This window comes from Microbulbifer epialgicus (genome assembly GCF_041447265.1).
GTDB lineage: Bacteria > Pseudomonadota > Gammaproteobacteria > Pseudomonadales > Cellvibrionaceae > Microbulbifer > Microbulbifer epialgicus.
The window spans coordinates 24,973-45,196 of sequence record NZ_JBGMEK010000011.1 but is presented as its reverse complement, the minus strand read 5'-3'; the positions used below and the strand labels follow the sequence as shown (position 1 = coordinate 45,196).

Here is a 20,224-nt window from a genome sequence, read left to right as displayed (position 1 = left end):
TAGATCACACTGCCATTGTCTTACCTGTCCCAAAAGACAAATTTATCATTTCTTGTCAACCAGATTGCTTGCTTCTGCGTTATGTGTTCGGTACGTTTTCGAAGATTATCGATGGGACTGGTCAGGGTTTATGAAGATTCAGGAACTGAAATTGGGAGTATCTCTCTCCTCTTTATCACGGCTTGTTATTCTGCCGTTTTTTTTATTGGCTGTGGGGTGTGGTTCGGGCTCCTCTGATGGCGATGATGACGCACCTCCGCCGATAATAGATGATGGAAGTGATCCTGGCACTGATCCAGATCCAGATCCAGATCCAGATCCAGATCCAGGTGCAGGAGCAAACGCACCGGCGGAGCTGATTGGTAATGCTTTCTCCGGGACCAGTATCGGACTTTCCTGGGAGCGCTCCGGTGAGACCTACGCGATTTATCGGGGCAATGAAAAAATCGCTGAGACCACTAACGGGTATTATGTGGATCAGGGGCTTTCCGTGAATACTGCGTACACCTACTTCGTCACTACAGGCGACGTGGATAGCTCGGAATACACCTCAAGTGTCACAGCTAAAACATTGGTGAATAGCACGAATGCCGGTCTCGATAACGGTGCGGAGACGGTGATCGTTAATAAACGCCTTTCCGAGTTTAGTGAGTGTAAAAATGTTCGTGATTCGACCGATCTGTTAGAGGAAGACCTGGATACCTGCCTGGAGGCCATGTTGGAATTTAACAGCATGGCTTCACACCTGGAGGATATGCGTGCTTTTGCTGCCCGTGTGCGCAGTGAGCAGGACCCAGTCATGGTGGAGTTGGGTATGCGTCTTTTCCACAGCAAAAGCCTGAGCGCAAACGGTGATGCATCCTGCTCCACCTGCCATCACCCGGCAATTGGTTGCGGAGGTGATGACCTGTCAATGCCTGTTGGAGTAAATCCATTAGATCCGGAACTATTGGGGCCTGGGCGTTCAGATGGCGTCAATGAGGTGCCCATTGTGCCGAGGAATTCCCAGGCAACCTGCAATACAGCGCTTTGGAGCCGGGGGCTCTTTTGGGATAACAGAGTTGCAATTGCTGGACGGGGTTTGAGTACTGACTCTGAAGACGTTAGCGATAATACAGAAGCGGCGGTGGGAACGGGAACTCTGGCTCTGCTGATGGCACAGGCACACTTCCCGGTCACGGCTGCTCCAGAGATGGGAGATATTACCCAGTTCGGCTACGATGATAGCGTGGATAGCCAATTCACCGCCTATCGCGAGGAGATACTGGCGGCCAACCTAAATAAGGATGCCTGGGAAGACTTGTTTCTAGCAGCCTATGGGGATTCTGAAATTAATTACAGTCGTATTGCGCAAGCCATAGCGGCTTATGAAGCAATGCAGATCTTTATCGATAATCCATTTTTTGATTATGTGGATGGCGATAGGAATGCAATAAACAGTAATGAGAAGCGTGGCGCTATCACTTTTATGTCCAGTGATGCAGGCTGTACATTTTGCCATGCGGGTGCATTCTTCACTACCGAGGCCCAGCTCCCGGGTAATTATCCGCAAATTGGTGTGGGTAAAGATGAAAATGGCAGTGGAGCCGATTTGGGTGCTGAGGGGCTTACTGGATTTGGTGCCTTCCGTGCGCCAACACTGTTAAATGTGGCGATCACAGGGCCCTGGGGTCATAACGGTCAGTTTGGCACACTGAAAAGGAATGTCGAGCACTACCGGGATCACGGACAATCCATTGCCCAGTATTTTGCCAATAGCGAAATGTGTGATCTTGAGCAGTTTCGCAGTTTAAGTGAGTGTGCCGTGAAAGTGGCTCCCAATGGCTTGGCCCTGTCAGAGGAGATACTCAATGGTAATCAGGAGTTTTCCAATAATCTCAGTGATGAGGAAGTTGAGTTTGTTGTGGAATTTTTGGGAACTCTCACCGACCCGGATGCTGCCAATAGCAACTCTAATGCGATTCAGGCCCTGATACCTCGGCGTGATGGTGGCCCCGATGGTAAGCAACTGGATGCGAAAGATCAGCATGGAAATGCTTTATAAGCTGATGAGTTGTCACAAAGAGAAGCTCTGAATATATCGTTGGTAGTGGGTTGCGAATACTTGACCGCAGTGGATACCATTTTCCATTGTGGCAGTGGTAGCTCACTCCATGGATACGTCTGAATATTTGTAAATACCGCTTAACCAAAAGCGGTGAATACTTGCGGATATGTGTGGCGGTTGACAGTACCGCTGTGCAGTGGGTCGCGCCACAACCTCGGATAATTCTCACTTCACCATGCCTGCCTAACAACGAGAATGCTTTGCGACACTCTCAACAGAATTTACAGAGTAAAGACACTATTGTCATTAAACGTATGACCGACTGGAGCCTCGAAAAATTGCTCTGTGCCCGCTGATAGGGCAGGACTCCCCGATCTGTAAGATAGCAATTATTTAAAGTAAAGCACTGTTGGCTAAACGCCAGGATGCTCTGGAAGTATTAGCTTTTGGTGCCGCTTGGGGCACTAGCTTGACCTTTAACTGTCCAGAGTTTTTCGCAATGATTTTAATTCGCGGGGTCGGTCAGGTTTATGAATATTCAGAGAATAAATTTGGAAGTTTCTTGCACTACACCGCTACGGCTGCTGATCCTGTCACTCCTTCTGTTGGTGGTGGGCTGCAGCTCGGGCTCTTCCAATGGAGATGATAACTCGCCGCTGGATTCCGCTACAGATAACACTGGTGGCGATGGCAACTCTGATCCTGATACGGATGACAACACCGGTGGTGAAACGGGTAACGCCACGGCCCCTGCGAAGCTAATTGGTAATGCCTTTTCCGGTAGTAGCATAGGCCTCTCCTGGGGGCGCGACGGCGTAACCTATTCTATCTATCGTGGCAGTGAAAAAATTGGTGAAACCAGTAATCACTATTTCGTTGATCAGGGGCTTGCGGTAAATACTGAGTATACCTACTCCGTAACTGCTGGAAACATTGAAAGCGATACTGAGACGGCGCGTGTCAGCGCAAAAACTCTGCTGAATAACACCAATAATGGCCTTAGCAATGGGGCGGATATTGTGGTAGAGAACGACCGTATTTCCAGTTTTGCCGAGTGTAATAATGCGCGGAGTGCGTTGGAACTACTTGAAGGAGATCTGGATTCCTGCCTGCAAGCCATGCTTGCGTTGAATAATATGGCTGCACACCTGGAGGACATACGGGCCTTTGCTGCTCGCGTCCGCAGTGAGCAGCACCCGGCAAAGGTGGAATTAGGTATGCGTCTGTTTCACAGTAAGAGCCTCAGCGGCGATAGCGATACGGCTTGCTCATCCTGTCATCAACCGGCGGTGGGCTGTGGTGGCGATGGTCTCTCCATGCCCGTTGGGGTCAATGCAGTCGACCCAGATTTAGTGGGGCCGGGGCGATCGGATGGCTTAAATGAAGTGCCCATTGTAGCGAGAAATGCCCAGCCAATCTGTAACGTAGCGCTCTGGACCCGAGGTCTTTTCTGGGACAATCGCGTAGCTATGACTGATCGTGGGCTTAGAACAGATTCCCGTGATGTGAGCAATAATACCGAGTCTGCCGTGGGCACCGGGACTCTGGCTCTGATGATGGCCCAGGCACACTTTCCGGTTACCGATGCTGCAGAGATGGGGGATATTACCCAGTTCGGTTACGACAACACTTCCGATAGCGGGTTTACTGCTTACCGTGAGGAGATACTGGCGGAAAAACTTGATAGCGCCAGCTGGGGGTCTCTATTTACCGCTGCATTTGGTGATCCTGCGATTGACTTCAGCCGTATCGCCGAGGCTATAGCGGCCTATGAAGCGGTGCAGCTATTTATCGATAACCCCTTCTTCGACTATGTGGATGGCGACCAGGATGCTCTGAACAGCGATGAGAAGCGCGGTGCCATCACTTTTATGGCAGGTAACTCAGGTTGTACCAACTGTCATGCAGGTGCGTTTTTCACCAATCAGGGATTGAGGGCTGTGAGTTATCCACAGATAGGTGTCGGCAAAGATGGGAGTGGCAATGGGGCGGACCTGGGGGGAAATGGTGTGGGAAGTTTTCGTATACCAACCCTGCTCAATGTAGCCATCACTGGCCCTTGGGGTCACAACGGTCAGTTCGCCACCTTAAAAAGAAATGTCGAGCACTACCGCGATCGCGCCAGTTCAATTGCGCAGTATTTTGCCGGCAGTGAAATGTGCAATCTCGCGCAATTTGCCGGTCTGCAGGACTGTGCTATCAAAGTGGCCCCCAACGGTCTGGCCCTCACGCAAAATATTTTCAACGCAAATGGAGGTGGTGGTGCTAACAACTTAAGCGATGCGGAGATCGAGCTGGTGGTGAAATTTCTGGGAACACTTACCGACCCAGGTGCGGCAAACTCCGATTCCAATGCGACTCAAGCCCTGATCCCGCCACGCGATGGCGGCCCCGATGGCAGGCAGCTAGATGCGAAAGATGTAGCTGGCAATGCACTTTAACGTGAATAGCAGAGCGGCCTTTAATACCGATGATTATTTAGCAGTTTTGTGATGGCTTTCTTTGCCTTTGCCAAGAGGCGAGGACTGAATTCAGATTAAATGGAATTCATTGGGGTTATAGGGCTGCAACTGGCACGGCTTTGGGGCAGTATAGGGCCCGGAGCGCTGGCAGGATGGCCTATCCAGTGGTCGCATCTTGAGGGCTACTGCTCAAGTGACAGCTTCAAGGTCGGTAGCCAGCTTCCCGGGATCAAAGTTAACTAATAGTTCATTCGCGTGTTTGGACTCCGTGCTCATTGATATCCGCGATTACTGTGATTCCACCTTGGGGACAGATAAAGAATAAATAACAGGTGATGTTGTGTCTGCGAAAACTTTTGGCCTGCGGTTGCTGGGGTTGTTTTTCATTGTGCTGCTGGGAGGCTGTGTAACAACGGGGGCACCGGATCGCAAGGAAGTCAATTTCGAGAAAGCGCTGGAGACCCATGTCCAGCTGGGGCTGCGCTATTTACAGAGTGGTAATAACCGCGAACTCGCCCGCCGCCATTTCAATAAGGCCCTGGAGCTGGGCAGGAAGAACCCACTGGCCCACCATGGCTTGGCATTGCTCTACCAGGCGGATGGTGAATTGAAGGTGGCCGAGTCCCACTTCAAGAAAGCTCTGCGTTACGGGGACAATTTCCCTATGGCGCGCACCAACTATGGGGTATTTCTCTTCAAGCAGGAGCGCTATAAGGAAGCGCTGGAGCAGTTCCGTCACGCTTCCACTGACCTAACTTACAACCGCCGTTTTTTTGCATTGGTGAATTACGGCCGTACCGCGGTTCAATTGGGAAGGCTGGAAGATGCTGAGAGAGCCTACACACGAGCCCTCGCCCTGAATGCCAATTTGCCTGTGGCCATGCTGGAGCTGGCTGAGCTGAAATTTAAGGCCGGTGATTATGCCGTGGCCAAGCAATACCTGGACAAGTACAGCGAGAACAATCGTCAGACACCGCAGTCCCTATGGTTGGGTATTCGAATTGAAAAGGTGTTTGGGAATCGTGACAAGGAGCGCAGTTACGCGCTTGCTTTGAAGAATTTGTACCCGTACTCTGCGGAAACACTGAAATATCAGGAGTTGAGTGGTAATGACGGATAGCAGTTCCGCGCACCGCGATAGCGGCGACGCCATATCCAGCACACAGGAGTCCCCCGCTTCTCCGGGCAATATGCTGCGCGCAGCGCGTGAGAAGGCTGGCCTTTCCCGCGGGGAGTTATCTCAGCGTCTGTGCATTATCGATAATACGGTGGAATGGCTGGAAGGCGATATTTATGAGCGCCAGCCTGATATGGTCTATGCACGGGGCTATATCCGCAATATCTGTCGCGAGCTGGGGGTGCCCTCGGAGCCGGTGATTGCCGCTTATGAAGTCGCGCGTCCACAGCCACAAGCGCGTAGCGAAACCCGACGCCTCGAGGTCAAGGCCGATGCCCTGCGCCCGACGCGCAGGCGCGGACATGGGCTGCTGGCAATCGTGCCCCTACTGGCCGCTGGCGGTGTCTTCTGGTGGCTTTATGGTGGCCCGGTGAATATTCCCAGTGTGCAGTTGCCACCGGCACTCAGTGAAGATGCACCCCCCGCACAGGAGGAAACTTCCACTGCGGAAGTGAGCCTCCCAGGACCGGAAAGTGGGACTGGTGAATCGGCTGTCGCGGTAAAATCTAAAGAAGGCGCTCCTGCATCCGATACGCAGCAGACAGCTGAGGAAGTTTCTGCGGACTCCACACAGGCCCTTGCTGAGCAGTCTGAGGAACCCGAAACTGAGCTTGCAACCGAGGTGCCCGCAGAGGTAGAGCAGTTGGATCAGCAGCTTCAGGGTGCGTTGCGCCTCAGCTTTGATCAGGATTCCTGGATTGAGGTCAAGGATGCTGGTGGTGTGGTGCTGCTGGCCGGGGTTCAAGAGGCCGGCACCTCCAAAGCGCTGGAGGGGCGCGCGCCTTTCGAGCTGATGCTTGGCAATGCCCGCGCGACAAAAGTCGTTTACCGAGAGCAAACTATTGACAGCGATCCCATCGGCAATCGCCGCACCCGACGCCTGATTGTTGGCGACTGAGGTGATCTTCGCGGTTTGGTCGTGAACCCTGTAGGTTTGCGTCCAATCTCTCTATAATCTCCCCCTCGATTTTTCAGCAGCAATACCGTCAGGTCAGCCCTATGCAATTTGAATCTCCCATTGTCCGCCGCAGGTCGCGCCAGATCATGGTAGGAGACGTACCTGTTGGAGGCGACGCCCCGATATCGGTACAGAGCATGACCAATACGGAAACTTGCGATGTGACGGCCACTGTGGGCCAGATCCAGCAGTTAGAGAAGGCCGGTGCCGATATCGTGCGGGTATCCGTGCCCAGCATGGAGGCCGCTGAGGCTTTTGGGGAAATCAAGAAACAGGTGAATGTTCCCCTGGTAGCGGATATCCACTTTGACTACCGTATTGCCCTGCGTGTAGCCGATCTGGGGGTAGACTGCTTGCGCATCAACCCTGGCAATATTGGCCGTGAGAAACGTATTCGCGCGGTGGTGGACAAGGCCCGCGACCTGAATATTCCGATTCGTATTGGCGTCAATGCGGGCTCCCTGGAAAAGGACCTGCAGAAAAAGTATGGCGAGCCTACTCCCGACGCCCTGGTTGAGTCCGCCCTGCGTCATGTATCGATCCTCGACAGCCTGGATTTTCAGGACTTTAAGGTCAGCGTGAAGGCCTCGGATATCTTTATGGCCACCGCTGCTTACCGCAAACTGGCCCAGCAGATTGAGCAGCCCCTGCACCTTGGTATTACCGAAGCAGGCGGGTTGCGCGGGGGTACCGTGAAGTCTGCGATCGGTCTTGGTGCCCTGCTACTCGACGGTATCGGCGATACATTGCGCGTATCCCTGGCTGCGGATCCGGTAGAAGAGGTCAAGGTGGGATGGGATCTACTCAAGAGTCTTCGCCTGCGCAGCAAAGGCATAAACTTTATTGCCTGCCCCAGTTGCTCGCGCCAGAACTTCGATGTGGTGAAAACCATGAACGAACTGGAGACGCGCCTGGAGGATGTCACCACACCCCTGGACGTGGCGGTGATCGGTTGTATTGTCAATGGGCCCGGTGAAGCGAAGGAGGCGGATATCGGCCTTACCGGTGGTACCCCGAGCCATGCTATTTATGTAGATGGGCAGCCGGATCGCAAATTCAAGAATGAAAACCTGGTGGATGATTTGGAACGCCTGATCCGCGACAAGGCTGCAGCCAAGGCCGAACGCGAGGCGGATATCATTGCCAAAGCGTAATGGCATCAAACCCTGTACGCATCATCCGAATAGTTGAGTAAAGAATTAAGGAACAGCGTTGAAACAGCTTCGCGCAATTCGCGGCATGAATGACCTGCTGCCGGAACAGTCCCCGGTCTGGCAGTATGTGGAAGCCACCCTGAGTGAACTCTGTGGCCGCTATGGTTACAGTGAAATTCGCACGCCCACCCTGGAGGCGACCCAGTTGTTCAGTCGCGCCGTGGGCGAGGCCACGGATATCGTTGAAAAGGAGATGTATACCTTCGACGATAAAAGCGGCGATAGCGTGACCCTGCGGCCCGAGGGAACTGCCGGTACTGTACGCGCGGCGATCCAGAATAACCTGCTGAATCAGCCCCAGCGCCTCTGGTACTTTGGTCCTATGTTCCGCTATGAGCGCCCGCAGAAGGGCCGTCTGCGACAGTTTCACCAGTTCGGGGTAGAGGTGTTTGGCATTGAAGGGCCAGATATCGATGCGGAAATTCTGATCATGACTGCGCGCCTGTGGCGCCAACTGGGTATCAGTGACCATGTCACTTTACAGCTCAATTCTTTGGGTAACTCTGAGAGCCGTGCGGCATACCGCGATGCTCTGGTTGCCTACCTGAGTGAGCACCGCGATCAGCTTGACGAGGACAGTCAACGCCGCTTGGAGCGGAATCCGTTGCGCATCCTCGATAGTAAAAATGTGCAAACCCAGGAACTGCTCACCGGCGCACCCTGTCTACTGGACTTCCTCGACGAGGAGTCCGCCGCCCACTTCACCAAATTGCGGGAGCTGCTCGACGGAGCGGGTGTGAAGTACGAGATCAATCCGAAGCTGGTGCGCGGACTCGATTATTACGGCAAAACGGTTTTCGAATGGGTGACCGATAGTCTCGGTGCTCAGGGCACTGTCTGTGCCGGTGGCCGCTACGATGGCCTGGTGGAGCTGATGGGCGGCAAGTCCACCCCAGCAGTTGGTTTCGGCCTCGGTGTAGAGCGTTTGGTGCTAATGCTGGAAACTCTGGAAGTATTGCCGGAAATGCTGGCACAGCAGGTGGATGCCTACCTGGTTGCAGTGGGTGATGTACAATCAGCCGCCCTGGCCGCGGCTGAGCAATTGCGCGACGAGCTGCCCTGGCTGCGCCTGCAGGCGCACTGCGGCGGTGGAAGTTTTAAGAGCCAAATGAAGAAAGCGGATAAAAGCGGCGCCGATTATGCGCTGATTATCGGCGAGGATGAGGCTGCAAATGGTCAGATAAGCGTGAAATATCTGCGTTCCGACCAGCAGCAACAGACCCTTGCACTGAAAGAACTGGCAGCCTTGCTACAGGGCTGATTCATATACAGAGGGTGGCGGAGGCCCCCGCCGGGAAACTTAGAAAACCACAGGAAAGGCGATTTACCCAATGTCTGAGCATCTTACAGAACAAGAACAAATAGAAACGCTGAAGCGCTGGTGGGCGGAAAACGGCAAGGGCATAGTTACCGGCGTGGCTCTAGCGCTGATCGGTTACTTTGGCTACCAGTATTGGCAGGGTGATCAGCGTGCCAAGGCGGAGGCAGCCTCAGACCTGTATCAGGGTTTTATCGAAGCGGTTTCGGCTAATAATAACCAGCCGGACAACAAACAACTGACTACTGCGAAAACACTCGCCGAGCAGTTGAAGGATGAATTTGGCAATCGTATCTACGCCAGCCAGGCTTCCCTGCGGTTGGCCGCTATCGCCGCCGACAGCAATGATCTGGAAACCGCGCAACAGCAGCTTCAGTGGGTGCTCGACAACACCAAGGAGAGCGCTCTGGAACTCCTGGCCAAGCGCCGCCTGGCTACGGTAATGGCTGCGCGTGGCAAACCTGATGAGGCCTTGAAGCTGATAGAAGGCACTGTGCCGCCAGCGTTTGCTGCGCTCTACTCCGAGACCCGCGGTGATATCCTCAAGCAGAAAGGGGATAATGCCGGTGCCCATGCGGCCTACGAGCAGGCACTTTCCGAATTGTTGCCAGAACAGTCCGGCAGCACTCAGCTCCTGCGTCTCAAGGCCGATAGCCTCGCTGTCGCTGGTAGTGAGGGTGAGCAGGAACAGGATAAAGGCGAGCCGGCACCAAAGGGGGATGAGTGATGGGACTTCTCAATCGCGCTGCGGGGCGTACAGTTGCTGTGGCCTTGGCAATCGCCCTGGCCGCCTGTGCCTCCAACGATGAAAAGGAAGATATCGAACCCGTAGAGCTGGTGGAAATCACCTCCAGCGTAGAGCTGCGCGAAGTTTGGTCCGCGGATATTGGCGGCATCGACCGGAAGCGCTATGCAATGCTCCAACCGGGCCTGGCCGATGGCAAATTGATTGCCGCCAGCAGTGACGGTGACGTCGCTGCATTTGAGCGCAGTACGGGTCGCTCCCTGTGGGAAACCGACCTTGATATCGAGCTCAGTGGGGGGGTAGGCGTCGGCCTCGGTATTGCCGTCGTGGTGGATTATCGCGGTCGTGCAATAGCGTTGGACTTGAACAGTGGTGACCAGTTGTGGGATTACCAGGTGTCAGGGGAAGTGGTCTCCGCTCCTGCGGTGGGTTCTGGAGTTGTGGTACTGCAAACCGTGGACGGCAAGCTAGTGGGGCTGGATGCGAGCAGTGGCGAAGAATTATGGAGTCATAGTACCACCCTGCCGGTACTGACTCTGCGCGGCACCGCAGCGCCTGTTATCAGTGGTGGCCTGGTGATTGCCGGCCTCGACAACGGCAAATTGATTGCGTTGGATGCCCGTGATGGTACCCCCCGCTGGGAACAGCGGGTAGCGATTCCACAGGGTTCTGCCGAGTTGGAGCGAGTTGTGGATATCGACGGCTCCCCGGTTGTTCGCGGTGATTTAGTCTTTGCTGCGAGTTATCAAGGGCGCGTTGTGGCCCTATCCAAAGATGGCGGGCGGGGCCTATGGGCGCGAGACGCCTCTACTCATCATGCTGTGGCAGTGGGCGGTGGTCATGTCTACCTGAGCGGTGCCTCTGGTACTGTCTATGCCTACAATGTGGGCAATGGCCAGATTGTTTGGACAAACAGTGAGTTGCTGCGCCGCGAGTTGAGCGGCCCCGCCTACTTCCAGGATGTTGTTGTAGTAGGTGATCTGGAAGGCTACCTGCATGTCCTTGACCCCAACTCCGGCCAGTTTATCGGTCGTGAACAGGTCGATGGCGACGCGATCCGTATACCGATGCTGGTGGATGGCGACCTGCTGTTTGTCCTCTCGGACGATGGTGAGCTGGTTGCCCTGCGCCTTGCCCGGAGTTAAAACGCGCAACATTGATGCGGCGGGCAAATTGCCTGCTTCTGGGCCCTGAGCCCACAAAAGGAGCCTGCTTCGCAGGCGAATTGAAATCGCCCGCCTCGTGCGGGCGTTTGTATTTATTTATTAGGCTAAAAGCCAGAATTTGTATGCTGCCAGTAATCGCCCTGGTCGGGCGCCCCAACGTGGGCAAATCCACACTGTTCAATCGTCTTACCAAGAGCCGTGACGCCTTGGTGGCCAACTACGCCGGTCTTACCCGTGACCGTAAATACGGCGAGGCAGAGATAGACGGGCGCAAGGTGCTCCTTGTTGATACTGGAGGTATCAGCGGCGGGGAAGAAGGTATTGACGCTGCCATGGCGCAGCAATCTATGCAGGCTATTGAAGAGTCGGATATTGTCCTGTTCCTGGTGGACAGCCGTGCCGGCCTCACCCCTGCCGATCAAATGATCGCCGAGCGGCTGCGCACCCGCTCCAAGCCCACTTTCCTAGTTGCCAACAAGGTTGATGGGGTCAACCCGGATATTGCCTTGGCTCCGTTCTATGAGCTGGGTATTGGTGAGCTGTTTCCAACCACTGCTACACAAGGTCGCGGTGTTCGCTCATTGATGCAGAGAGTGGTGGAAGACCTGCCCGAGGTGGTAGAGCCCGAAGAATCTGAAGAAGCTACCGGGATCAAAATTGCCATCGTCGGGCGTCCCAATGTGGGTAAGTCCACCTTGGTAAATCGCCTCTTGGGCGAGGATCGGGTAGTTGTTTATGACCAACCCGGCACGACACGCGACAGTGTCTATATCAATTACCAGCGCGATGAAAAGCCCTACACCCTGATCGACACCGCCGGTATCCGCCGCCGTAAGAATATCAAGGAGTCAGTGGAGAAATTCTCCATCGTCAAAACCCTGCAGGCGGTGGAAGACGCCAATGTTGTGGTACTGGTGATCGATGCCCGTGAGGGCCTGGTGGACCAGGATATGCACCTGATGGGTAGCGTGATTCAGGCGGGGCGTGCTCTGGTAGTAGCCCTGAACAAATGGGATGGCCTGGAGGCCGATCACCGCGACTATGTAAAGGCAGAGCTGGAGCGACGCCTGCGCTTCGTGGAATTTGCCGATGTGCACTTTATTTCCGCACTGCATGGCACCGGCGTTGGCCATCTTTACGAATCTATCGAGGCCGCTTACCAGAGTGCTACGGATAAGCTTTCCACCAATCACCTGACGCGCATTCTGCAGTGGGCGGTAAGTGAGCACCAACCACCGCTGGTGCATGGTCACCGTATCAAGCTGCGCTACGCCCACGCCGGCGGCCAGAACCCTCCGGTAATTGTGATCCACGGCAACCAGACTGAACAGGTGCCGGCCCACTATGTACGCTACCTGGAGAAGACTTTCCGCAAAGCGTTGGACTTGCATGGTACTCCGGTGAAAGTGGAGTTTCGCACTGGCGCCAACCCCTATGCGGACAAGAAAAATAAACTGACCGACCGACAGAAGGCCAAGAAACGGCGACTGATGAAGTTTGTGAAAAAGAAAAAATAGAGCTTTCAGGCGTCAGTCGGTTTATGTGTCGCAAATCCCCTCGCAGTGATGCACTGTGAGGGGAGAATTACGGGTTAATATCCTAAGCAGTTAATTTCCGCTGCAGTGGAAATCGGGCAAGACACCATAAGGAGATGGCGATGCTGGAGCTGAAAAACCCCGCGTTACTGCGCACCCAGTCCTATATCAATGGCCAGTGGATTGATGCCGATTCCGGCGTCACCTTCGATGTTACTGATCCGGCCACCGGCAAGGTAGTTGCCAGTATTGCCGATCTGGGAGCAGATGAAACCCGCCGCGCTATTGAAGCGGCGAGTGCAGCCTGGCCGGCCTGGGCGCAGACCCCGGTAAAGGAGCGGGCCAGATTGCTGCGTCGCTGGTATGAATTGATTATTGCCAACACCGAAGACCTGGCTAAAATCCTCACGGCCGAGCAGGGCAAACCTCTTTCTGAAGCGAAAACCGAATTAGTTTACGGTGCCAGCTATCTGGAGTGGTTTGCCGAGGAGGCCAAGCGCGCCTACGGCGATGTAATAGCCCCGCCGGCCAACGATCGACGAATTGTCGTCATCAAACAGCCGGTGGGTGTTACCTGCTCGATAACCCCCTGGAATTTTCCCAGCGCCATGATCGCCCGCAAAGTGGCTCCGGCACTGGCCGCTGGCTGTCCATTTATTGCCAAACCCGCGCCGGAAACGCCGCTGTCCGCCCTGGCCCTGGCAGTATTGGCGGAGAAGGCCGGTTTTCCGGCCGGTATTTTCAATATTGTGGCAGGGCAGAACGCCCCGGCCATTGGCGCCGAAATGACTTCCAATCCTTTGGTGCGCAAGTTTACTTTTACCGGTTCCACCGCAGTGGGCAAGTTGCTTCAGGCCCAGTGTGCACAGACCATGAAGAAAACCTCCATGGAGCTGGGGGGAAATGCACCGTTTATCGTGTTCGATGACGCGGATCTGGATGAGGCAGTGAAGGGTGCCATCATCTGCAAATACCGTAATGCCGGTCAGACCTGCGTGTGCGCCAACCGCATTTTTGTGCAGGAGGGGGTTTACGAAGCGTTTTCCCAGAAGTTTATTCAGGCGGTAAACAATCTTACCGTGGGCAATGGCTTCGATAATGCAACTGATATTGGCCCGATGATTACCTCCAAAGCCGTGAATAAAGTAGAGGCTCTGGTAGAGGATGCGCTACAGAAGGGAGCGCGGACTTTGGTAGCAGGGGGCCCCAGTAGTATGGGAGACCGCTTTTATCAGCCGATGGTTTTGGGCAATGCCAACGACCAAATGAACCTATTTAAGGAAGAGATATTTGGTCCCGTCGCTCCCCTGTTTAAATTCTCCAGCGAGGAAGAGGCCATTCGCATGGCCAACGATACCGAATTTGGCCTTGCCTCATACTTTTACTCCCGTGACATTGGCCGGATTTGTCGTGTATCCGAAGGGTTGGAGTATGGGACGGTCGGGGTGAATGAGGGGATTATTTCTAATGAAATGGCCCCATTTGGAGGCGTGAAAGCATCGGGGCAGGGGCGTGAAGGTTCCAAATACGGTATTGATGATTACCTGGAGATAAAATATCTCTGTATTGGTGGCATCGATAAATAATCAAAGAGCGGAAGAGTTGAGTACTCCCCTCCAGGAGCCTATGCGACTCAATGACGATTATACGTATATGGGTACCTATCCACGGCGTGCTCCGGAAGAGGGCTATTCTTTGCTTTCAGCTCAGTGGTCTGTGGGGATAAGTGGTTTAAAATAGCCGGCTCGAAGTCATTTACTTGGAATCCCAATGGTTGTTGAGCCTATTGCGCGCGTACACTCCTGCTTTGGTGAGAAATTCGGTGTTCCTCGGCAACCAATGCTCGCCGATGCCAGTCGCGCAAGTATAGAGCTATTGCCACCACTGGATGTTGCGGATGCGGTGACGGGTCTCGAAGAGAACAGTCATATCTGGGTGGTTTTTCAATTTCACCAAGTCGCTGGCCAATGGTCTGCCAAGGTGCGCCCCCCACGCCTTGGCGGCAATAAAAAACTCGGTGTACTCGCCACCCGCTCTCCCTTTCGCCCGAATAATATTGGCCTCTCTGTGGTGCGCCTGTTGGAAGTACGCACTTCCCCCAGGGTGGAGCTGATTGTCGGCGGAGCTGATCTCGTAGATGGCACTCCTATTTTGGATATCAAGCCATACATCCCCTATGCCGACGCCCTATCTACAGCAGAGAGCGCATTTGCAGCCTCAGCCCCAAATTTGATACCGGTGCATATCCCTGAAGACATTCTGTTCCGGGCCAAGGAGTATCAGGATGACTGGGGAACCGATTTACCGCGCCTGATTCATCAGGTGCTGGCCCAGGACCCAAGGCCGGCCTACCAAGAGCCAGATCCCGAGCGGGTTTACGGAATGACCTTGTGTAACTTCAACTTGTGCTGGCGTTACACGGAGAAAGGAATACTGGTCGTATCACTGCAGCGCCTGTGAACGCAGGGTTATTAATCTGGCAATGAAATGGATGAATCCTCCCTTATTTCATTGTCGTCGGCGAAATACTGATGCAGATACGCGGATCTGGTGATATTTCACGAGCTAGTACCGATCAATGGTCGAGGACGGCGTATCCTTGTGTCGCATTAACCCGTTAGTTTGTTGGGTTATTAATAATCGAGTGAAAAATCCCGGCACACATACAAAAAAGTGGTAGTCAATCAGGGCCCCTTGCGTTAATAGATCCCTTCAGCTGCCTGCTGCCTCAAGTAGTGATATGTCATCTATCTTCGTGGAAATTGCAATTTCAACACAGCTAGCTCTTACCTGAAAATAGCCTCCCAGCTTGTTAGAGAATAGCTAATGTCAATACGTGAAACCTTTCGTTATCAGGGTCTCGACGCAGTGAGAGTTGGCCGCTTTAACACAGGGGTTAACACTACCTTTGTTGTTTACAGGCTTAATGGCACCGTTATAGATACCGGCCCCAGTAATCAGTGGCGCTACGTAAAGCCATTTATCCAAAGTGTTCCCCTGAATCAATTACTCCTCACACATCACCATGAAGATCACAGCGGCAATGCCGGGGCAATTCAGAAATTGACCGGCGTGCAGGCTCTGGCTCCAGAATTGACTATCGGTATTCTCAAAAAAGGATTTCGAATTCCACCTATACAAAAACTTTTTTGGGGAACTGCGGGAAAGGCAGAAGTGGCCCCTCTACCTGAGGAGCTCAGCATAGATGGAGAAAAGGTTGTTCCCCTGTTTAGCCCTGGCCATGCCAAAGATATGACCTGCTATTTACTACCGGAAAGGGGATGGCTTTTCAGTGCCGATCTTTATATCGCCAATTACTTAAAATTATTGCGGATAGATGAAGATGTCCCCACCTTACTGAACAGTATCAAAGGGGTGCTTTATCATTCTTTTGATGTAATTCTCTGCCCACACCGTGGTGTTGTAGAAAAGGGTTGGCAACAGCTCAATACCAAATATGAATTTTTATTAAATTTGAGCGGTGAAGCCCAAGAGCTACAAAAGAGTGGGCTTTCACTGAATGAGATTACCTTGCAGTTATTGGGTGAAGAGGGCCTGATAAGTAAACTGACTGGCTATAACCTTTGCAAGAGGAACCTCATTGCATCCAGCCTGAAAGTGGATCTGTCTCAGATGCCGAGCCTTTAGTAATTCGGATTTCTATTTGTGTAACTAGGGGTCTCTGAAAACCCTGCAGAGATATTTCGAAGTTATCCAGAAGCTCCCTAGTCTGACACAAAGCCCGGTTTCCTTCGTAAAGTGTATACTTACAAACCAAGCAGGCCTGACTTTTAGTTAATTGCTATATTTCAGGTTTCTAGTCGATTTAGGCTATTTTCTAAAAAAATTTTATTAATGTTGACGATCGTTTCACTGAATCATTATCATGCCAAATAATTACTGGAGCCTGCCCGGATTTTGTGGCAGATCAATCAGAAACTAAGAGTGATTGGCTTTGACAGGGAGTTTTACATCGATAATCCGCATGGTCGGATTATTGGTGGTTTTCTGCGTTAGTAAGCATGCACTAAGTACCGAAGTCTTGGCAGTAGAAGGTGAGCGCTGTATCGCAGCTCCAAGTGCCGATGCCTTTACTAGAAAGCATGAAGTATCCCCTCACACGTCTGAGCTGTGCTTTACACGACTTGAAGAATTAACTGGTACGCTCGAACAGCTTGTATTGATCGATGTCGCTTCGGGAGCAAATCGTGGCCAGATAGGGGGCCAGAGTGGAGGAGAGAAAAGCCCTCTTGCTATTACCCCCAGACAACTCAAAACCAAACACTTTCTCAAGCGTAAATCACTGCTGCTACTTTCCGAGCCATATAAAAGGCACTCCATGGCACAGCTCTGCCAGGAGCTGGTGCAGTCTGGCTTTGAAAACCCGAAGATCCTGATTGGTAAAAGACCACAGGGACTATTTCAAGAAGCACATCTTTCAGTTTCCGCCAACGATTACCTCGTTGAGCTTAGCCACTTTGGCGTGGTCACCGTTGCAGCCAATTCCTCAATCACCCAAGAGCTTACCCAGCTGGGAATTCCTGTTATTTCCAATCAGACAGACCAAGACCTGGAGACTACTGTACGCAATGCGTTCATCTCCTACTCGCTCAATGGCTACCTCCCGATTTTTATTGTTGGTGAGACGGAGCAAGAAAAGCGGCTAGAGAAACAACTAAGGAGAAAGTTTACGGAAGACGTTTTTGTGGTAACGGGTGGAGTAGAGGCGATAAAGAGAGCCCTGAGGAACGGCGCCCTGGGAGCAGTCAAGCGCGCAGGACTGGATGGAGTGCCGGGCTGTGCTGGTTAAAGGAAAACTTATTAATAAACTTGGCTTTGTTTGCCTGCTGGCAGCGCTAGTGGTTGTGGCGATTTGGAACTTTAAGCGGGCTAAACCCGCAGAGCCTGTCTATGATATTGCCAAAACCATACGCTACAGCTTTCAGGTCACCAATCAATCCAACCGCTTTATAGAAAACCCAAGCTTCAGTGTTTTCGCTCCAGTAAAGCAGAATGCCTTCCAGAAAACTGCAAATATCAACGCGAATCTACCCTTCAAACTGAAACTCGACCAGTCCGGCAACCAGACGCTGGAATTCGAATTGCCGGGTCTAGCCCCCTACGCAAGCCACGTAGTGAGTATCACCGCCGAAGTTAGTTTGGCCAGCACACCACAAAGCTACAACCTCAATAGCACACTGTTTCTCGACGAAGAACCGGGCATTGAAACCAAGACCCCTGAAGTAATTGCACTCGCAGACGCGCTAGGTGGCCAGCCCATGGAGATCAGTGGCTGGCTGTACCGCAATATCAAAGATATCGGCTATGTAGCGGAGGATAGGGGCGCACAATATGCAGTAACTGAAAAGAAAGGGGACTGCACAGAGTTCGCCTCCGCTTTTGTTGCCCTGGCTCGCGCTTCCGACGTTCCTGCACGAATGATCGGCGGCTTTATGACGAATAATTCAGGTCGTTTATTGGCTGAAAATTACCATAACTGGGCTGAGTTTAAACAGGATGACAGCTGGGCAATTGCCGATCCACAGAATAATGTCCTTGATACGAGTTATGGGGCATATATTGCTTTTTATAACTTCGATAAGTACTCACGTTTGGAGAATAGTCAGCGATTCTTGACTTATGACAATCGATTAAATGTACAGATGAAGTAAAAATGAATAGTTCAGGGGAAAGTGCGAGCTTCATGAAGACGGTATTTGAGTCAAAAATCGTGAACAATTCGACAATTTATTATATGTGATAGTCGCTTCTTAATGCGTTTGTCCTGTTTGATTTATTTCTGCAAGCTCGAGGAGCTTCACTTTTTCTTTGGAGGCGTCGCGATCATATTTTTTTGGTTCCCCTATTCCGTACCACTTTTAAGAAGAGAAAGCCCTAGTGAGAAAATGATTGTAGACTTATGTCACTTTTTTTAAGAAGAATAGCGTTTTAAATTGACCTGAATTTAATTTTTTGATTAGTATTCGGGATGTTAAATGGCTGCAGCTAGTGATAAGGCTGTACTAAAGCTAAAGAAGCAATGAGTAGTTAGCTGTGAAAGGGAGTTTTTCACCTTTAATCCGAATAGTTGGATTCTTGGTGGTATTTTTTTTGAGTAAAAGCATATTTGCTGCTGATATGACCTGTGTTGAATCCGACCGATGTGTGGCCGGCTTTACTGAAAGGTATTTTTCTTCAGCGCATCGAGACTCATCGCAAGAATCTGAGTTGTATTTCGTTCGTTCGGATGAATTAACTGGTACGCTTGATCAAGTTGCGTTGAACTGTGTGCCAATAAATACTACTTCATCAAATTTGTCACAAAATAGTACCCAGTTATCCGCACGACAGTTTAAAAAAAAGCTGTACTTAAAAGACAAATCACTTCTTCTTTTTTCTGAACCCCATAAGCGTCATAGCCTGGCAAAGCTCTGTTATAAGCTAGTTCAGTCCAGCCTTCGGAGTCCGAAAATATTAATCGGAGAATTTCCGCAAAAAAATAGCAGTCCTCATCGCTTCTTTATTTCTGCAGATGATTTCCTGGTAGATCTCAACCATTTTGGTGTTATCACTGTTGCCGTGAGCCAGAGAATCGCTGATGAACTTGCTGTTTTGAGTATTCCCGTTATCGCCAGTGAAAGTGATATCAACCTAAAAACGACAAATCACAATACTGAAATCGATTATTCCTTAAACAGTTATTTGTCGAAATTTATCGGTGGTCCGTCGGATGCAGAGCGTAACCTTCAGGCATTTGTTAACCAGCAGCCTAAAAATCAAGCCTCTGTGATTTCAAGTGGTATCAGTGCGAGAAAATGTGTGCTCAATAACAGCGTGCTTGGCGCCGCAAATAGAGCTGGATTCAACAGGGTGCCCAACTGTGCCGGTTAATCAAGGAAGTGTATTGAGCGCTATTGCCAAGAGATCCCTGCTTCAATATGTAATCGTAAGCACAGGCTTCTTTATATTAATTACCCCAGTGGCTCTTTTGTTGACTAAAATGACAGGGTCGCAAAGTGCAATATACGATCTACAAATGACGGTTCGCTATAGCTTCCTGGTGACCAACACCACATACAAATGGGTTGAGGGAGCTTCGTTCAGTGTTTTCGCGCTCATTAAACAGAATGCATATCAGATTGATGGATTTCTTGAAGCCGATCCTCTTATCAAAGTAGATGCCCCCAAATTCGTTTTACTGTCTGAGAAGTTAGGTCGCAATCCAAAAAAGATAGGTCGTTGGCTTTATCAGAATGTCAACAATATTGGCTTCATAACCAAAGATCGCGGTGCACGTTATAGTGTGTGCGAAAAGCAAGGTGACTGTACCGAGTTTGCCTCCGCATGTGTCGCTCTTGCAAGAACAGTAGATATTCCTCCAAGATGGTCGGCGGATTTATTTTTCAAAGTTATGGAAGGCTTCAAGCAAACAATTATCATAACTGGGCAGAGTTTAAGCAAGATGAGCGGTGGAGTATCGCCGACCCGCAGAATAATGTTCTTGACTCTGGCTATGGGTTTTACATCGCATTCTACAATTTTGACAAAAAATCTCGATTAGAAGGTAGTCAGTATTTATGAATTATGATCAAAGGTTAAGTG

16 protein-coding genes are annotated in these 20,224 nt (G+C 51.6%); all 16 read left to right on the top strand.

Going from position 1 to position 20,224, the window contains the following annotated elements; translation table 11 throughout:
* Window positions 1-130 precede the first annotated feature (130 nt).
* Window positions 131-2,044 carry a cytochrome-c peroxidase gene (locus ACCI49_RS07200; RefSeq protein WP_371838280.1) on the top strand — a complete coding sequence of 638 codons (1,914 nt, stop codon included), beginning with the start codon at window positions 131-133 and terminating at the stop codon, window positions 2,042-2,044.
* 533 nt (window positions 2,045-2,577) lie between these two features.
* Window positions 2,578-4,488, top strand: a complete 1,911-nt coding sequence (locus ACCI49_RS07195; RefSeq protein WP_371838279.1) for a cytochrome-c peroxidase — start codon at window positions 2,578-2,580, stop codon at window positions 4,486-4,488.
* A gap of 361 nt (window positions 4,489-4,849) precedes the next feature.
* Window positions 4,850-5,629 carry a type IV pilus biogenesis/stability protein PilW gene (gene pilW, locus ACCI49_RS07190; RefSeq protein WP_371838278.1) on the top strand — a complete coding sequence of 260 codons (780 nt, stop codon included), beginning with the start codon at window positions 4,850-4,852 and terminating at the stop codon, window positions 5,627-5,629.
* Window positions 5,619-6,584 carry a RodZ domain-containing protein gene (locus ACCI49_RS07185; protein WP_371838277.1) on the top strand — a complete coding sequence of 322 codons (966 nt, stop codon included), beginning with the start codon at window positions 5,619-5,621 and terminating at the stop codon, window positions 6,582-6,584. The genes pilW and ACCI49_RS07185 overlap by 11 nt, the downstream gene beginning before the upstream one ends.
* Window positions 6,585-6,685: 101 nt before the next feature.
* On the top strand, window positions 6,686-7,798 hold the full coding sequence (gene ispG, locus ACCI49_RS07180) for a flavodoxin-dependent (E)-4-hydroxy-3-methylbut-2-enyl-diphosphate synthase (protein ID WP_371838276.1): 1,113 nt from the start codon (window positions 6,686-6,688) through the stop codon (window positions 7,796-7,798).
* Between the two features lie 58 nt (window positions 7,799-7,856).
* On the top strand, window positions 7,857-9,119 hold the full coding sequence (gene hisS / locus ACCI49_RS07175) for a histidine--tRNA ligase (protein ID WP_371838275.1): 1,263 nt from the start codon (window positions 7,857-7,859) through the stop codon (window positions 9,117-9,119).
* Between the two features lie 70 nt (window positions 9,120-9,189).
* Window positions 9,190-9,903, top strand: coding sequence for a YfgM family protein (locus ACCI49_RS07170; protein WP_371838274.1), 714 nt, complete (start codon window positions 9,190-9,192; stop codon window positions 9,901-9,903).
* Entirely contained in the window at window positions 9,903-11,066 is a 1,164-nt protein-coding gene (gene bamB / locus ACCI49_RS07165) for an outer membrane protein assembly factor BamB (RefSeq protein WP_371838273.1), read from the top strand. The genes ACCI49_RS07170 and bamB overlap by 1 nt, the downstream gene beginning before the upstream one ends.
* 143 nt (window positions 11,067-11,209) lie before the next feature.
* The gene (gene der / locus ACCI49_RS07160; protein ID WP_371838272.1) at window positions 11,210-12,604 is read left to right on the top strand and encodes a ribosome biogenesis GTPase Der; all 1,395 of its coding nucleotides are present in this window, start codon (window positions 11,210-11,212) and stop codon (window positions 12,602-12,604) included.
* A gap of 140 nt (window positions 12,605-12,744) precedes the next feature.
* The gene (locus ACCI49_RS07155) at window positions 12,745-14,208 is read left to right on the top strand and encodes an NAD-dependent succinate-semialdehyde dehydrogenase (RefSeq protein ID WP_371838271.1); all 1,464 of its coding nucleotides are present in this window, start codon (window positions 12,745-12,747) and stop codon (window positions 14,206-14,208) included.
* 184 nt (window positions 14,209-14,392) lie between these two features.
* Window positions 14,393-15,082 carry a tRNA (N6-threonylcarbamoyladenosine(37)-N6)-methyltransferase TrmO gene (gene tsaA / locus ACCI49_RS07150; RefSeq protein WP_371838270.1) on the top strand — a complete coding sequence of 230 codons (690 nt, stop codon included), beginning with the start codon at window positions 14,393-14,395 and terminating at the stop codon, window positions 15,080-15,082.
* 366 nt (window positions 15,083-15,448) lie between these two features.
* Complete coding sequence (locus tag ACCI49_RS07145) at window positions 15,449-16,270, top strand: MBL fold metallo-hydrolase (RefSeq protein ID WP_371838269.1); 822 nt, start codon at window positions 15,449-15,451, stop codon at window positions 16,268-16,270.
* 307 nt (window positions 16,271-16,577) lie between these two features.
* Complete coding sequence (locus tag ACCI49_RS07140) at window positions 16,578-17,432, top strand: hypothetical protein (RefSeq protein WP_371838268.1); 855 nt, start codon at window positions 16,578-16,580, stop codon at window positions 17,430-17,432.
* Window positions 17,422-18,294 carry a transglutaminase-like domain-containing protein gene (locus ACCI49_RS07135; RefSeq protein WP_371838267.1) on the top strand — a complete coding sequence of 291 codons (873 nt, stop codon included), beginning with the start codon at window positions 17,422-17,424 and terminating at the stop codon, window positions 18,292-18,294. Before ACCI49_RS07140 ends, ACCI49_RS07135 begins: the two co-directional genes overlap by 11 nt.
* 439 nt (window positions 18,295-18,733) lie before the next feature.
* Window positions 18,734-19,513: a hypothetical protein gene (locus ACCI49_RS07130; RefSeq protein ID WP_371838266.1), complete on the top strand. Its 780-nt coding sequence runs from the start codon at window positions 18,734-18,736 to the stop codon at window positions 19,511-19,513.
* A 13-nt stretch (window positions 19,514-19,526) separates the two neighbouring features.
* A complete protein-coding gene (locus tag ACCI49_RS07125; RefSeq protein ID WP_371838265.1) occupies window positions 19,527-20,183 on the top strand; it encodes a transglutaminase domain-containing protein in 657 nt (218 codons plus the stop codon).
* Window positions 20,184-20,224 lie beyond the last annotated feature (41 nt).

Bases quoted from the DNA above. Each gene is read 5' to 3' on its own strand.
- ACCI49_RS07200 (WP_371838280.1), top strand. From the start codon at position 131: ATGAAGATTCAGGAACTGAAATTGGGAGTATCTCTCTCCTCTTTATCA.
- ACCI49_RS07195 (WP_371838279.1), top strand. From the start codon at position 2,578: ATGAATATTCAGAGAATAAATTTGGAAGTTTCTTGCACTACACCGCTA.
- ACCI49_RS07185 (WP_371838277.1), top strand. From the start codon at position 5,619: ATGACGGATAGCAGTTCCGCGCACCGCGATAGCGGCGACGCCATATCC.
- ispG (WP_371838276.1), top strand. From the start codon at position 6,686: ATGCAATTTGAATCTCCCATTGTCCGCCGCAGGTCGCGCCAGATCATG.
- ACCI49_RS07170 (WP_371838274.1), top strand. From the start codon at position 9,190: ATGTCTGAGCATCTTACAGAACAAGAACAAATAGAAACGCTGAAGCGC.
- bamB (WP_371838273.1), top strand. From the start codon at position 9,903: ATGGGACTTCTCAATCGCGCTGCGGGGCGTACAGTTGCTGTGGCCTTG.
- der (WP_371838272.1), top strand. From the start codon at position 11,210: ATGCTGCCAGTAATCGCCCTGGTCGGGCGCCCCAACGTGGGCAAATCC.
- ACCI49_RS07155 (WP_371838271.1), top strand. From the start codon at position 12,745: ATGCTGGAGCTGAAAAACCCCGCGTTACTGCGCACCCAGTCCTATATC.
- tsaA (WP_371838270.1), top strand. From the start codon at position 14,393: ATGGTTGTTGAGCCTATTGCGCGCGTACACTCCTGCTTTGGTGAGAAA.
- ACCI49_RS07145 (WP_371838269.1), top strand. From the start codon at position 15,449: ATGTCAATACGTGAAACCTTTCGTTATCAGGGTCTCGACGCAGTGAGA.